At 72.2% G+C, this 13,300-nt stretch carries 12 protein-coding genes and 2 pseudogenes; 8 read left to right on the forward strand and 6 right to left on the reverse strand.

Annotated elements, in window-relative coordinates; all coding sequences use genetic code 11:
* Nucleotide 1: 1 nt before the first annotated feature.
* Nucleotides 2-1,033 carry a glutathione S-transferase C-terminal domain-containing protein gene (locus tag AB0P41_RS06755; RefSeq protein WP_365930540.1) on the reverse strand — a complete coding sequence of 344 codons (1,032 nt, stop codon included), beginning with the start codon at nt 1,031-1,033 and terminating at the stop codon, nt 2-4.
* Nucleotides 1,030-2,526, reverse strand: coding sequence for an MFS transporter (locus AB0P41_RS06760; protein WP_356715336.1), 1,497 nt, complete (start codon nt 2,524-2,526; stop codon nt 1,030-1,032). Before AB0P41_RS06760 ends, AB0P41_RS06755 begins: the two co-directional genes overlap by 4 nt.
* A 122-nt stretch (nt 2,527-2,648) precedes the next feature.
* Between AB0P41_RS06760 and AB0P41_RS06765 the strand changes: the two genes are divergently transcribed.
* Nucleotides 2,649-3,053 carry a VOC family protein gene (locus AB0P41_RS06765; RefSeq protein WP_356715338.1) on the forward strand — a complete coding sequence of 135 codons (405 nt, stop codon included), beginning with the start codon at nt 2,649-2,651 and terminating at the stop codon, nt 3,051-3,053.
* An 82-nt stretch (nt 3,054-3,135) separates the two neighbouring features.
* Here AB0P41_RS06765 and AB0P41_RS06770 read toward each other — a convergent pair.
* Nucleotides 3,136-3,282 (reverse strand): annotated as a pseudogene (locus AB0P41_RS06770) (helix-turn-helix domain-containing protein); the annotation flags it as partial.
* 551 nt (nt 3,283-3,833) lie between these two features.
* Here AB0P41_RS06770 and AB0P41_RS06775 point away from each other — a divergent pair.
* Nucleotides 3,834-6,248, forward strand: coding sequence for an endonuclease/exonuclease/phosphatase family protein (locus AB0P41_RS06775; protein ID WP_365930542.1), 2,415 nt, complete (start codon nt 3,834-3,836; stop codon nt 6,246-6,248).
* 44 nt (nt 6,249-6,292) lie between these two features.
* On the opposite strand, the gene AB0P41_RS06780 is transcribed toward AB0P41_RS06775, so the two are convergent.
* The 3 genes from AB0P41_RS06780 to AB0P41_RS06790 are packed head-to-tail and all read right to left on the reverse strand — an operon-like array spanning nt 6,293 to nt 8,769.
* Nucleotides 6,293-7,246 carry an alpha/beta hydrolase gene (locus AB0P41_RS06780; protein ID WP_356715342.1) on the reverse strand — a complete coding sequence of 318 codons (954 nt, stop codon included), beginning with the start codon at nt 7,244-7,246 and terminating at the stop codon, nt 6,293-6,295.
* A gap of 18 nt (nt 7,247-7,264) precedes the next feature.
* Complete coding sequence (locus tag AB0P41_RS06785; RefSeq protein ID WP_365930544.1) at nt 7,265-8,539, reverse strand: beta-ketoacyl-[acyl-carrier-protein] synthase family protein; 1,275 nt, start codon at nt 8,537-8,539, stop codon at nt 7,265-7,267.
* A complete protein-coding gene (locus tag AB0P41_RS06790) occupies nt 8,536-8,769 on the reverse strand; it encodes an acyl carrier protein (protein WP_365930546.1) in 234 nt (77 codons plus the stop codon). The genes AB0P41_RS06785 and AB0P41_RS06790 overlap by 4 nt, the downstream gene beginning before the upstream one ends.
* Before the next feature lie 269 nt (nt 8,770-9,038).
* Between AB0P41_RS06790 and AB0P41_RS06795 the strand changes: the two genes are divergently transcribed.
* From AB0P41_RS06795 to AB0P41_RS06820, 6 genes and pseudogenes are all read left to right on the forward strand, one after another.
* Complete coding sequence (locus AB0P41_RS06795) at nt 9,039-9,452, forward strand: nitroreductase family deazaflavin-dependent oxidoreductase (RefSeq protein ID WP_365930752.1); 414 nt, start codon at nt 9,039-9,041, stop codon at nt 9,450-9,452.
* Nucleotides 9,453-9,527: 75 nt separating this feature from the next.
* Nucleotides 9,528-10,259, forward strand: coding sequence for a nitroreductase family protein (locus tag AB0P41_RS06800; RefSeq protein WP_365930547.1), 732 nt, complete (start codon nt 9,528-9,530; stop codon nt 10,257-10,259).
* Nucleotides 10,260-10,472: 213 nt separating this feature from the next.
* Nucleotides 10,473-12,017, forward strand: coding sequence for a peptidoglycan-binding protein (locus tag AB0P41_RS06805; RefSeq protein WP_365930549.1), 1,545 nt, complete (start codon nt 10,473-10,475; stop codon nt 12,015-12,017).
* A 106-nt stretch (nt 12,018-12,123) separates the two neighbouring features.
* Nucleotides 12,124-12,549, forward strand: coding sequence for a DUF3291 domain-containing protein (locus AB0P41_RS06810; protein ID WP_356715352.1), 426 nt, complete (start codon nt 12,124-12,126; stop codon nt 12,547-12,549).
* A 131-nt stretch (nt 12,550-12,680) separates the two neighbouring features.
* Nucleotides 12,681-12,824 (forward strand): hypothetical protein, encoded by a 144-nt coding sequence (locus AB0P41_RS06815; RefSeq protein ID WP_365930551.1) that lies wholly within the window; start codon nt 12,681-12,683, stop codon nt 12,822-12,824.
* A gap of 63 nt (nt 12,825-12,887) precedes the next feature.
* Nucleotides 12,888-13,297, forward strand: a pseudogene (locus AB0P41_RS06820) (DUF3626 domain-containing protein).
* The last annotated feature ends 3 nt before the right edge of the window (nt 13,298-13,300 follow it).

A 13,300-nucleotide genomic window follows, 5' to 3' on the forward strand; every position in this document is an offset into this window, starting at 1 on the left:
GTCAGGGCCGTCCTCGCGCCGGGACCTCCTCGCCCGGCGGCACGGGTCCGGGCGGGGTGCCGTCGCCGAACGGCCGGCCGCCCAGCTGCTCCCGGTGGTGCGGGGTCAGCCAGCCCGACAGGTCGGGGCCGAGCGGCACGATCCCGGTCGGGTTGATGCCGGTGTGCACCTGGTAGTAGTGCCGTTTGATGTGGTCGAAGTCGACGGTGTCCCCGAAGCCCGGGGTCTGGTAGAGGTCACGGACGTACGCCCACAGGACGGGGTCCTCGGCGAGCTTCGAGCGGTTGCACTTGAAGTGGCCGTGGTAGACGGCGTCGAAGCGCACCAGGGTGGTGAACAGCCGGATGTCGGCCTCGGTGATCGTGTCGCCGACCAGGTAGCGCTGCCCGGCGAGGCGTTCGGAGACCAGGTCCAGGCGGCGGAACACATCGACGTACGCCGACTCGTACTCCCCCTGCCCGGAGGCGAATCCGGCACGGTAGACGCCGTTGTTGACGTCCCGGTAGATACCGTCCATCACCTCGTCGATCTCGTCGCGGAGCCGCTCCGGGTAGAGGTCGGGGGCGCCGGGGCGGTGCAGGCCGGTCCATTCGGTGGCCAGGTCCAGGGTGATCTGCTGGTAGTCGTTGGTGACCAGGGCCTTGGTCGGTACGTCGACGATCGCGGGCACGCTGACCCCGCCCGGGTAGCCGCGCTCCCGTGCGTCGTAGGCCTCGCTCAGGTAGCCGATGCCGAGCACCGGGTCCTTGCCGGCCTCGTCGAGGGTGAAGCGCCAGCTGCGGTCGTCCTGGATGGGGTCGGCGACGGCCACCGAGAGGGCCCGCTCCAGCCCGAGCAGCCGTCGCGAGACCAGTGCCCGGCTCGCCCAGGGGCAGGCCCGGCTGACGACCAGGCGGTAGCGACCGGCCTCGACGGGCCAGCCGTCACGGCCGTCTGCGGTGATGCGGTCGGCGAAGTGGCTGCGGGAGCGCTTGAACGGCTTGTGACCGTACGCGGTGTTCCCGCCCTGCTCCCGTTCCTCGGTGCCGCTCATGGTGTTCCTCTCGTGGCATCGGTGGCGTCGGACGTCCGGTCACGTCTCCTTCCCCGTCTGCCCGCCGCGACATCGGCCAGAGCCACGATCAGCCCCGCGAGGACGAACGCGACCGAGACGAGGAGTCCGTGGTCGTAGGCCGCTGCCCAGTCACCGTCGCCCAGCTGGGCGAAGAAGAGCGAGCCGACCGCGGCGATCCCGATGGCGGAGCCGACACGCTGGCTGGTCTGGAGGGTGCCGCCGGCGCTGCCCCCGTTCTCCACCGGCACCTCGGAGAGGGTGAGGGTCTGGTTGGGTGCGATGACGAGTCCGCTGCCCAGGCCGGCCAGCAGCAGCGGGGCCGCCATCGCGAGCCCGGCTCCCCTGCCGGGCACCAGGTGCGCGGCCAGCGCGGTGAGCCCGAGCCCGACGGCCACCATGGTGAGGCCCACGACGATCAGGGGCCGTCCGAAGCGGCCGACGAGCCGGCCGCCGATGCTCGCCGACGCGCCGGCGCCCAGGGCGAACGGTGTGATCGCGAGGCCGGCCTCCAGTGCGCTGTAATGCAGCCCGGACTGCAGGTAGAGCGTGCTGATGAAGAAGATCGAGGTGAAGCCCGCGAAGTACAGCAGGATCATCAGGCAGCCGAGCCAGAAGGACCGGAGCCGGAAGAGGGACAGATTCAGCACCGGCTGGACGTCGCGTCGCGCACAGCGGGACTCCCAGGCGACGAACGCCGCGAGGAGGACGGCGGCCACCACCACCAGCAGCCACTTGCCGTTGCCCGGCCACTGCTGGGCCTGGACGAACGGCAGCAGCAGGGCGATGACCCCGGCCCCGAGCAGCAGCACGCCGACGGGGTCCAGGTCGCGCGGGCGTACGCGGCCGGCCGACGGGGTGTCGGGGAGCAGCCGCCGCGCCAGCAGGAGGCAGACGACGCCGATCGGCAGGTTGACGTAGAACACCCAGCGCCAGCCCTCCTGTGCTCCGGCCACCTGGATCAGGAGGCCGCCCAGGAGGGGGCCGACCGCGGTGGAGATACCGACGACGGTGCCGAACATGCCGAAGGCGCGGCCCCGCTCGCGGCCGGAGAACATCTGCTGGATCAACGCGGAGATCTGGGGTGAGAGCAGCCCGCCGGCCGCGCCCTGGAGGAGCCGGGCGATGACCAGCCAGAGACTGGACTGGGCGGCACCGCAGGCCGCAGAGGCCAGGGTGAAGAGGGCCAGCCCCGCCATGAAGACCGCGCGCCGCCCCCGTGCGTCGCCGAGGCGTCCGCCGGGGACGAGGACGAGGCCGAAGGCGAGCGCGTAGCCGGACAGCACCCACTGGAGATCGGACTCCGGGGTGTCGAGGCCCTCCTTGATGGACGGCAGCGCCACATTGACGATGGAGACGTCCAGCAGCGTCATGAAGCCCGCCACCAGACAGACGGCGAGGGCACGCCAGCGACGGGGGTCGGAAGGGCCGGGGCCGGGCGTGCCCGTGGGCCGGTGCTCCGTACTCTCTGCCATGTCCCGCACCTTAGTTCGCCTCCGACCGGTCATCATCCCGGGCGCGCCGTGCGGCGGGGGGGGCGAGCCCTCGCCTGCCCCGGAGCACGCTTGTCATCCCCCATCGGGGGTAGCCGTGGGGCATGACTGTGGGGAAAACGAGCGTTCTGGTCCTGGACTGCGGCGAGCCGGTCGAGCTCGCGGACTTCTATGCGAACCTCCTCGGCGCGGAGACACGGATCGGAAGCGATCCCGACTTCGTGGAGATCGTCGGCAACACCGGTGTGCACCTGGCCGTCCGCCGGGACCACGGATACGCGCCGCCGAGCTGGCCGCGTCCCGAGGACTCCCAGCAGGCGCATCTGCGCATCCTGGTGGACCCGGGGGACATGGACGAGGCCGAGCGCGAGGCGATAGGCCTCGGCGCCCGGCCCGTGGACACCGGGGACAGCAACAGCGGCCCCCGTGATGTCCGCGTCTACAACGATCCGGCGGGGCACTCGTTCTCGCTGGCCGTGTATCCGGCCCGACGGGCGGAGAACCGCTAGGCCGTCAGTGCGGCCAGGCCGATGCCGGTGTGGCGGCCCTCGCCGATGTCGACGGTGTCGAACAGACGGTTGGCGGGGAGAGGAGCCGTGCCACGTGGCCCGTCACCGAGGCGGGTGAGAGGCCGGTGAGCCGGGCGACCGTGGAGCGAGCCACCGGGCCGTGGTCGAGGATCGCGCCCAGCACGGAACCCGTGCCGGGGGCACGGCGGGCGGGTACGGACGGGGGGATCTCGGAGCGGCGCGGGGGCCGGGTCCGGCGGGTGGGAGAAGGCAGACGTGTCACAGGTCTTCCAGGTCCTCGATGGCAGCGGGCGTGGAGGTGAGTGCCCCGGAACGGGGGCCTCCTGACGGAACCCGGCGGCGTCGTGCCGGCCGGCGTCCCGCTGAGCCGTTACGGGGCGTCCCGCGCGAGCCGGGGGAGAAGGATCCTCCAGGGGCGCGTGGACCAGGGGGTGTTCAGGCCCGGTGACACGCCGCGGAGCACACGCGCTTCAGGTCGACATGACCTCGCGTCGTCAGATGTGCGGATCGCTGCATGTCACGCAACGTATCCGGAACGCCAGGAGGCGGTCAAACACCTGACCGCATGGTGGACTCCCGCACCGGCTGCTGGCGGAGAGCGGTGGCGGCCCGTAGCGGGACCCCCGGCGCCGTACCCGCGTCGCGGCACCGAGCGGTGCACGGCGGTGATGACGCCCGGAATTAACCTCCGGTCTCTTGCCACGGTCGTTCTACGCGCATAGTTTTTGGCCCCTCACTACTCAACTGGGGGCAGTTCCCGTGCACATAGCCAGACCCGGCTCCGCCCTGCTGGCCACCGCCGTCGCCGTGACCCTGTCGGTGACCGCGCTGCCCGCCGCCTTCGCGGCACCGTCGTCGTCGGCCGTCATCTCCGAGGTGTACGGCGGCGGGGGCAACTCCGGCGCGACGCTCACCCGTGACTACATCGAGCTGGCCAACGCCGGCGGGACCTCCTTCGCGCTGTCCGGCTTCAGCGTCCAGTACCTTCCGGGGACGCCCTCCGCCGGATCGCTGTGGCAGGTCTCCGCGCTGTCCGGCGCCGTCGCGCCCGGCGGCCGCTACCTCGTCGCGCAGGCCACGGGCACCGGCGGCACGGTGGCGCTGCCGGCCCCCGACGCGACCGGGACGACCGCGATGTCCGCGGGCAGCGGCACCGTCGCGCTCGTCTCCGGCACCACCCCGCTCACCTGCAGGACCGCCGCGGACTGCGCCGCCGACAGCCGGATCGTCGACCTCGTCGGCTACGGATCGGCGGTCGTGCGCGAGGGCAGCGGCCCGGTGGCAGGCGCCTCCGCGACCGCCTCCGTGGCGCGCGGCGCCTCCCTGGCGGACACCGACGACAACGCGGCCGACCTGACCGCCGGCGCCCCGACCCCGGTCAACGCCGCCGGCGAGACCTCCGGCGGCTCCGGACCCGGCGAGCCCGGCGGACCGACCGAGCCCGGGCCGGCGCGGGTGCACGACATCCAGGGCACGACACGTCTCTCCCCGCTCGCCGGGCAGACCGTCTCCGGCGTGCCGGGCGTCGTCACCGGCGTACGGACCTCGGGCTCCCGCGGCTTCTGGATCCAGGACACGGCCCCGGACGCCGACTCCCGTACCAGCGAGGGCCTGTTCGTCTACACCGGGTCCTCGGCCCCCGCCGTCGCCGTCGGCGACTCGGTCCTGGTCAGCGGCAAGGTCACCGAGTACTACCCGGCCACCGGCGCCCAGTCGCTCACCCAGATCACCGCCCCGCTGATCACGGTCCTGTCCTCGGGCAACCCCCTGCCGGAGGCGGTCGTCCTCGACGCCTCCTCGGTGCCGGACGCGTACGTGCCGTCGGCCGGCGGTGGTTCGATCGAGGCCCTCGCCCTGGACCCGGCGGCGTACGCCCTCGATCTGTACGAGTCGCTGGAGGGCGCCCGCGTCACGATGGCGGACACCCGCGTGACCGGCGCGACGACCGCGTACGACGAGGTCTGGGTGACGGTGAAGCCGCGGGAGAACCCCACCCGGCGCGGCGGCACGCTGTACGCCTCGTACGAGGACCAGAACACCGGCCGGCTCAAGGTGATGTCGCTGGACGCCGGGCGGCCCGTCCCGGTGGCGGACGTGGGTGACGTGCTGTCCGGCTCCACCACGGGCGTCGTCGACTACGCGTCGTACGGCGGCTACAACGTGCAGGCCACCGAGCTGGGCACGCTGAAGGACAACGGCCTGGAGCGTGAGGTGACGCGGAAGCAGAAGCGCAAGGAGCTCGCCGTCGCCACGTACAACGTGGAGAACCTCGACGCGGTGGACGAGCAGTCCAAGTTCGACACACTCGCCCGGGGCGTGGCGGTCAGCCTCTCGTCCCCGGACATCGTGTCTCTGGAGGAGATCCAGGACGACAACGGCGCGGTGAACGACGGCACGGTGGGCTCCGAGGCGACGCTGAAGCGCTTCACGGACGCGATCGTCGCGGCGGGCGGCCCCCGTTACGCGTGGCGCTATGTGGCGCCCGCCGACGGCCAGGACGGCGGCGAGCCCGGCGGCAACATCCGTAACGTCTTCCTCTTCAACCCCGACCGGGTCGATTTCGTGGACCGCCCCGGCGGCGACGCGACCACGGCCGTGAAGGCGGTGAAGACGAGGAAGGGCGCCACCCTCTCCGTCTCGCCCGGCCGGATCAACCCGGCGAGCACGGCCTGGGAGAGCAGCCGCAAGCCGCTGGTGGGCGAGTTCCGCTTCCGTGGCGAGCCGGTCTTCGTCATCGCCAACCACTTCGCCTCCAAGGGCGGCGACCAGTCCCTGCACGGCCGTTACCAGGAGCCGGTGCGCGGCTCGGAGACGCAGCGCGTGCGGCAGGCGACGGAGGTCAACACCTTCGTCACCTCGCTGCTGAAGGCGGACCGGTCGGCGAAGGTCGTCACCCTCGGTGATCTCAACGACTTCGCCTTCTCCCCCACGATGAAGGCGCTGACGGTGGGCAAGGTGCTCAAGCCGCTCATCACGACGCTCCCCGCGAGCGAGCAGTACAGCTACGTCTACGACGGCAACTCGCAGACGCTGGACCACATCCTGACCAGCCCCGCGATCCGCCGCTTCGACTACGACGTGGTGCACATCAACGCCGAGTTCGCCGACCAGGCGAGCGACCACGACCCGCAGATCGTGCGGATCGACGTGAAGGGACAGGGCCACCGGCACTGACCGGCCCGGGTGGCGGCCCCGTGCGGGCCGCCACCACCGGGGGCTCACCGTGGGGCGTACGAACCGGACTCCGGAGGGGGCACGGGTGTCGATGCGGCCGGTACGGTCCCGGCGGCGCGTGCCTGGTGCGGGAGGCGGGCCGTCACCGGTTCGAGCGGCTGGTCCGTGAAGAACCGGGTCACCAGGGCGGCGACCTCGTCGGACCGCTCCAGCACGACCCAGTGGTCGGATTCCGGGAGGGTGAGGAAGCGGCTCCCCTCGATGGTCCCGGCGAACTCCCGCTGGAGCTCGGGCGAGGTCACCGTGTCGTGCTCCCCCGCGAAGACCAGGGCCGGTACGCCCGACAGTCCGCCGGAGAAGTCCGGCAGGTCGCCCAGCGCCCGCCGCAGCGAGTCGGCGGCGTGCTCCGAGTGGGCGAGCGCGTGCAGGAAGGAGCGCCGCACATAGCGCCGGGCGAGTTCCCCGCGGTGCACGGGGCGGTCCGGGTCCAGGCACATCAGCCCGTCGGCGGCCAGTGTCGCGAAGCCCTCCGCGTCCCCTTCGGCCAGGGCCCGCGTCGCCCGCTGCCAGTAGATCCGCCGGTCCTCACCGATGTGGGTGGGGACGCCGCCGAGGACCAGCCGGGCGATACGGCCCGGGTCGTGCCGCGCGCAGCCGAAGGCGATGGCGGAGCCGTAGGAGAAGCCGAAGAGGTTGATCCGGGAGGCGCCGAGGTCGTCGATGATCCCGGTGACCGCCGCGCGCAGGACGGGGGCGCTGGGGCCTGGCGGCAGGGGGTCGGCGGAGCCCATGCCCGGCAGGTCGGCCGTCACCACGTCGGCCACCGGGCCCAGGTGGTCGTCCATCTGCGGCCAGCCGAACATGCCCTGCAGCGCGCCGCCGATCACCAGGACCGGTTCGGTGACACGGTCTCCGCCCGCGGCCGGATCACGGGGCAGGAGGCGGTAGCCGTAACGCAGTCCGTCCACGGTGAGGGACCTGATGATCTCCTCGGGCATGTCGCTCCTCGTTTTCCGTCAGGCCCTGGTGAGCACGAGTGCCGCGTTGTGACCGCCGAAGCCGAGCGACGTCTTGACGGCGCACTCGAACACGGCGCGCCGGGCCTCCTTGCTCACCACCTCGACGGGGATCGCCGGATCGGGGGCGTCGAGGTTGCCGGTCGGCGGGACGAGCTGGTGCTGGAGCGCCAGGACGGTCAGCGCGGTCTCGATGCCGCCCGCGGCGCCGAGGGTGTGCCCGGTCATGGCCTTCGTCGAGGTGACGAGGGGGTGGTCGCCGAGGACGCGGCGCAGCATGGTCGCCTCGATGAGGTCGTTGGCGACCGTCGACGTCCCGTGGGCGTTGACATGGCCGACGTCGAGGGCGTCGACGCCGGCGTCGGCGAGTGCGGTCCGCAGGGCCCGCTCGATGCCGAGGCCGCCGGGGTCGGGGGCGACGGCGGAGTGGGCGTCGCTGGAGGCCCCGTAGCCGGCGACACGGGCGCGGACGGTGGCGCCCCGGGCCCTGGCGTGCTCCGGGTGCTCCATGACGAGGAGGCCGGCGCCCTCGCCGACGACGAAGCCGTCGCGGTGGGTGTCGAAGGGGCGGCAGGCGGCCTGGGGGTCGTCGCGGCGGGTGGAGACGGCCCGCATCTGGCAGGCGCTGGCGATCAGCAGCCGTGAGCGGACGGATTCGGCGCCGCCCGCGACGACGATGTCGCAGGCCCCGGTGCGGAGCATCTGGTGGGCCGTGCCGATGGCCACGGTGCCGGAGGAGCAGGCCGTGGAGACCGCCTGGCTCGGGCCGTGCACGCCCAGGTCCATGGCGACGCTGCTGGCGGCGCCGTTGACGACGGTCAGCGGGGCGAGCTTCGGGGAGACACGGCGCGCGCCGCGCTCGGTCAGGATGGTGTGCTGCTCGTCGTAGAAGGGCAGGCCGCCGTGGGCGGAGCCGATGACGACGGCGACCCGGCCGCTGTCCCAGACCGAGGGGTCGAGTCCCGCGTCCGCGACGGCCTCACGGGCGGCGACGACGGCGAGCTGCGAGAAGCGGTCCATCAGCCGCTGCGCGGCCACGCCCAGTGCGGCCTTCGTGTCCAGGGCGTCGACGGTGTACATGAAGTCGCAGGGCAGTCCGTCGAGTTCCGGCAGGTGCGGTACGGAGGGGGCGAGCCCCGTGTCGCACACACCGCGCCAGGCGTCCTCGGCCCCCACACCCGCGGCGGTGACCAGGCCGACGCCGGTGACGGCGGCGCCGAACGGCTCGATGCCCGGCCGGGCGGACCTGCGTGCGAACGGCCTCCGGCCCGTCACGCGCCGGCCTTGGTGCACACGGCCGCGACCAGACTTCCCACGGTGTCGCGCGATGACAGGACGACGTCCTCCAGGTCGATGTCCATCCGGTCCTCGATGAGGAGCCGGAGCTCCTCCAAAGCAAGCGAGTCCATCCGCAGCTGCCTGAGCGGCACCTCGGGCCGGATGGCATCCGGATCGGTCCCGAATCTGGTGACGAGCAAGGCGCTGATCTCTTCCGAGGTGCTCATGGGACGCTCCTCCGCTCTCGGTACGCGGTGACGCCGGCCGCGTGGGGGGTGAGATGGCCATCGGGGACGCCGGCTGCTCGGAGGGACCCTTTATACGCCTTCGCGGCCGGTGTTCCCGACCCCGTTCCCCCGTGAGGAGGGGGGACGGCCAGGTGTGCGATTCCGGCGCGCCGCGGCGGCGGATGACACGATGGGCACGGACGTACGGACGTGTGGACCCGGTGGAGGACGAGGCAGTGGTGGCGACGGAGCGGAACGACGGGGCGGTCATGCCCAGCCCGGCCAAATGGGTGGCGGCGCAGGCGGAGTTGTACGAGTCGTCGGGCGGCACCAAGGGGACCACGCAACTCGGCGTGGACTGTCTGCTGCTGGATTACGTGGGTCGGCGCAGTGGTGCCGTGCGGCGGACGGTGCTGATGTACGGGCGGGACGGGGACGACTGGCTGATCGTCGGTTCGAACGGCGGCTCGGACCGCCACCCCCTCTGGTACCTGAATCTGCTGGCCGAGCCCGCAGTCGACGTACGGGTGGGCACCGAACGCTTCCCGGCCCTCGCCGAGACCCTCTCCCCCGAGGAGAAGGAGCGGGTGTGGCCCCGTCTGGTGGAGGTCTTCCCCCGGTACGCCGAGTACCGGGCGAAGACCTCCCGCGACATTCCCGTGGTCCGGCTGCGGCGGCACTGACCTGCGTGGTGCCGGGAGGGGCGGGGCTCCAACAGGGCTGCCCGCGCCGGAGCTTGAGCCGTACACTCCGCGATCATGACCTTCGAAACGGTGTACGCCGACGCGCCCGCCCCCGACGGGCCCGCCCTCTTCCCGACCATGTCCACCATGCGCGCCATGCGCCGCCTCAAGCCGGACGCCGTCCCGGACGAGACGATCGGCCAGCTCGTACAGGCCGCCGTCTGGGGGCCGAGCGGCGGCAACATGCAGTGTTACGAGTACGTGGTCGTCACCGACCGCGCGGTGATGGCCGAGCTGGCCCCGCTCTGGAAGCGGTGCGTGGACGCCTACCTCGCCACGACCGGCAAGCACGCGCCGAAGGGCATGGACGACGCGGCGTACGGACGGATGGTCGCGGCGATCGAGTACCAGCGCGACCACTTCGCGGACACCCCGGCGCTGATCATCCCCTGCTACAGATTCCCGGAGCCGGAGTTCGACGATGAGGGCCTGGGGGTCTACGCCGAGTCGCTCGGCCCGGCGGGGCTCGAGCACATGGGGAACACGCAGACGCGCTTCCAGGCGCTGGCGGAGGGCTCCTGCGTCTATCCCGGTGTCCAGAACATCCTGCTCGCGGCGCGGGCGCTGGGGCTCGCGGCCAACCTCACCATCTGGCACCTGATGCTGGAGCAGGAGTGGAAGAAGGCGCTCGGCATCCCGTCGGACACGCACACCTTCGCCGCCATTCCGGTGGGGTGGCCGCAGGGCAACTTCGGGCCTGTCCGCCGCCGCCCGGTGGCCGACGTGATCCACCGGAACCGCTGGTAGCGGCCCCCGCGCGCCGTCACCCTCCGACGGGGGTGACGGCCGACCGGACACCCTCCACCGTTGCCACAACTCCATTGGAGTGAACGGGATTTGAACACACGGCGGCGTCATTGTCATGCCCTGGGCAGATAGATAGCCTGTGCGGACTCTGCGGCCCCCGGCCCACCCCGTCGGGACCGGCGGCCCTCTCTCCCCCACAGACCTGGAGCAGGTATGCCCCGACGTCCCGCCGGCCACACCCGTGGCCGCGCAGCCGTTCTGGCCTCTCTCACCGTCACCGCACTCGTCGTCACGGGCCACCCGGCGGGCGCCGCGCCCACGGACACGGACCCGATGAACCGGGCCTTCGAGCAGGCCGCCGAGGAGTACGGCGTACCGCGTGACCTGCTCGCCGCCGTCGGCTACGGCGAGACGCACCTGAACGGGCACTCCGGGCGCCCCAGCCAGGACAACGGCTACGGCGTCATGCACCTCGTGAGCAACCCCGTCAACCACTCCCTGGAGCAGGCCGCCGCGCTGACGGGCGAGTCCACGGCCGAGCTGCGCGAGGACACCGGGACCAACATCCTGGGCGGCGCGGCCGTGCTGCGGAGCCACGCCGACGCGCTCGGGCTGGACACGGCCGAACGGGCCGACATCGATGCCTGGTACCCGGCCGTGGCCCGCTACAGCGGCGCCGACGGCGCCGTCGCCGCGCTCTACGCGGACACCGTCTACACCCTCCTCGCCCAGGGTCTGCGGGCCGCCGTGGCCGGGGGCGAGCTGGTCACGGTCACCTCCCGTCCCGTCTCCCCCGAGAAGGGCCCCCTCGCGAAGGCCGACGTCACGGCCAAGAGCCCGGACTACCCGGCGGCGCTCTGGGTCGCCGCCAACTCGGCCAACTTCGCGGCGGGCCGTACGGCGACGGTGGACAAGGTCGTCATCCACGTCGCGCAGGGCTCGTACGCCGGGACGATCAGCTGGTTCCAGAACGCGACGTCGAAGGTCAGCTCGCACTACGTGGTCCGCTCCTCGGACGGCCAGATCACCCAGATGGTGCGCGACTCGGACACCGCGTACCACGCGAAGAGCGCCAACGCCTCGTCACTCGGCATCGAGCACGAGGGGTTCGTCGACGACCCGACGTGGTTCACCGACACGATGTACCGCTCATCGGCCGCTCTGACGGCGTACCTGTGCGACCGGTACGGCATCCCCAAGGACCGGTCTCACGTCATCGGGCACAGCGAGGCTCCGGGCAACGACCACACCGACCCGGGCGCCAACTGGAACTGGACCTACTACATGCAGCTCGTCGGCGGCTCCGGCACCGGGGCCGACGGGCTGAGCTTCCCGTCGTACACGACCCAGCGGACGGGTTCGACGGGCACGCAGGTCAAGGCCGTGCAGACACTGCTCAACAAGCAGGGTTACGAGGCGGGCACCGAGGACGGCGTCTTCGGGGCGAAGACGGAGAGCGCCGTACGGCTGTTCCAGACCGCCCGTGATCTCGGCTCCGACGGAGCGGTCGGCCCGAAGACCTGGACCGCGCTGCTCTCGGCCGGCACGACGCCGACGCTCGGCGCGGGCGCCTCGGGTGAGCCGGTGAAGCGGCTCCAGCGGGCGCTGACCGCCGCGCTGGGCAGAACCGTGGCCGTCGACGGGGCCTTCGGCGCGAACACGGACAAGGCCGTCCGCGACTACCAGAGCACCCGGAAGCTGTCGGTGGACGGGAGCGTCGGCCCGGACACCTGGGAGGCACTGCAGTCCGGACGCTGATCCCGGGTACGGCGCGCGTTCAGGCATTCCGGTGGCGTCGGAGAGTACCCCTCCCTAACATGGGGAGCAGACAGCACCACTATCTATACCGAAGGTGAGTAGTGCGATGCCGACTCTGCCGTGGGTCACCCCCCAGCCGCCTCCGTCCGAAGGCACGACCGTGGTCATGGCCTCGCGCTTCGAGGTCCGCTCCCTGCTCGACGTGCCGCGCTTCTTCCTGAAGTCGATGGCCGCGTGGAAGCAGGTGCGGTCCGCACCGGGCGCCTTCGGCGCCTCGCTCGTCGCCCAGCCGGGCAAGCGGGTGTTCTTCACCCTCTCGGCATGGGAGAGCCGCGACGCGCTCTACGCCTTCGCCAGGACGGAGCCGCACCGCTCCATCATGACGGGCCTCAAGCCCACGATGCGTTCCTCGACGTTCACCTTCTGGGAGGCACCGGTCGGACAGCTGCCGATCACGTGGGACGAGGCCAAGCGGCGCATCGAGGAACAGCGGGAGACGGACGCCGCCGGTGTGGGAGACGCAGCGCACTGACGCCGCACCGGCCGCCCGTGCGCTCCGGAGCGCACCCGGACGGCACGGGTGCGCCTTCCCCCGCACCACGCCCACGGGCGAATCTGGGCTCTGTCGGCGCCCGGCCGACGGGACCCGGAGGGCAATCGGACATGGCTCGTACGCAGTCGAAATGCGGGGCACTCACCCAGAAGGGCACGCGCTGCCAGCGGCTGGCGATGAAGGGCGCCTCCCGGTGCGACCGGCACCGGGGCGACTGGTCGAACTACACCGTGGCCCGGCGCAAGGGGCGGTAGGGGGCGGCCCGCCGCCGGTGAATTCGCCCGCACCCATGGCCGGCGGCCGTGCAGAATGGGCCGATGAGCGCCGACGACCCGCGGCCCTGGGCGCGCGCCCTGCGACATGTGGCGTCCCTGTCGGCCGGGCAGCCCCTGGACCCTTCCCTGCGCGTGACGCTGAATTTCCACCCCGACCGCTCCGCCGGTGGACGCACCGTCCTCGAACGGCTGGCCGAGGACGGTGTGTACGTCTCCCAGTTCGTCACGGGCACGAGCAACGGCGGTCTCACCGCGTACCCGGGCGGTGACCGGTGGCGCTGGGAGAGAGGAGTGCGGAGTACCGGGGTCCCGAGTACGTCGAGTTGGGCCGCGCTCTCGCCGTCGGCGGGTTCATCGATCCTCTGGTCCTCGGCGAGGCCGCCCGTACCGGTGCGCACGATGCTCAGGACCTCAAACGGGTGTGGCACCTGCTGGCACGCTTCGGCCGGTGAGGC

This window comes from Streptomyces sp. NPDC079167, from assembly GCF_040686735.1.
Classification (GTDB): domain Bacteria; phylum Actinomycetota; class Actinomycetes; order Streptomycetales; family Streptomycetaceae; genus Streptomyces.

Bases quoted from the DNA above. Each gene is read 5' to 3' on its own strand.
- AB0P41_RS06755 (WP_365930540.1), bottom strand. From the start codon at position 1,033: ATGAGCGGCACCGAGGAACGGGAGCAGGGCGGGAACACCGCGTACGGT.
- AB0P41_RS06760 (WP_356715336.1), bottom strand. From the start codon at position 2,526: ATGGCAGAGAGTACGGAGCACCGGCCCACGGGCACGCCCGGCCCCGGC.
- AB0P41_RS06765 (WP_356715338.1), top strand. From the start codon at position 2,649: ATGACTGTGGGGAAAACGAGCGTTCTGGTCCTGGACTGCGGCGAGCCG.
- AB0P41_RS06780 (WP_356715342.1), bottom strand. From the start codon at position 7,246: ATGCCCGAGGAGATCATCAGGTCCCTCACCGTGGACGGACTGCGTTAC.
- AB0P41_RS06790 (WP_365930546.1), bottom strand. From the start codon at position 8,769: ATGAGCACCTCGGAAGAGATCAGCGCCTTGCTCGTCACCAGATTCGGG.
- AB0P41_RS06795 (WP_365930752.1), top strand. From the start codon at position 9,039: ATGCCCAGCCCGGCCAAATGGGTGGCGGCGCAGGCGGAGTTGTACGAG.
- AB0P41_RS06800 (WP_365930547.1), top strand. From the start codon at position 9,528: ATGACCTTCGAAACGGTGTACGCCGACGCGCCCGCCCCCGACGGGCCC.
- AB0P41_RS06805 (WP_365930549.1), top strand. From the start codon at position 10,473: ATGCCCCGACGTCCCGCCGGCCACACCCGTGGCCGCGCAGCCGTTCTG.
- AB0P41_RS06810 (WP_356715352.1), top strand. From the start codon at position 12,124: ATGCCGACTCTGCCGTGGGTCACCCCCCAGCCGCCTCCGTCCGAAGGC.
- AB0P41_RS06815 (WP_365930551.1), top strand. From the start codon at position 12,681: ATGGCTCGTACGCAGTCGAAATGCGGGGCACTCACCCAGAAGGGCACG.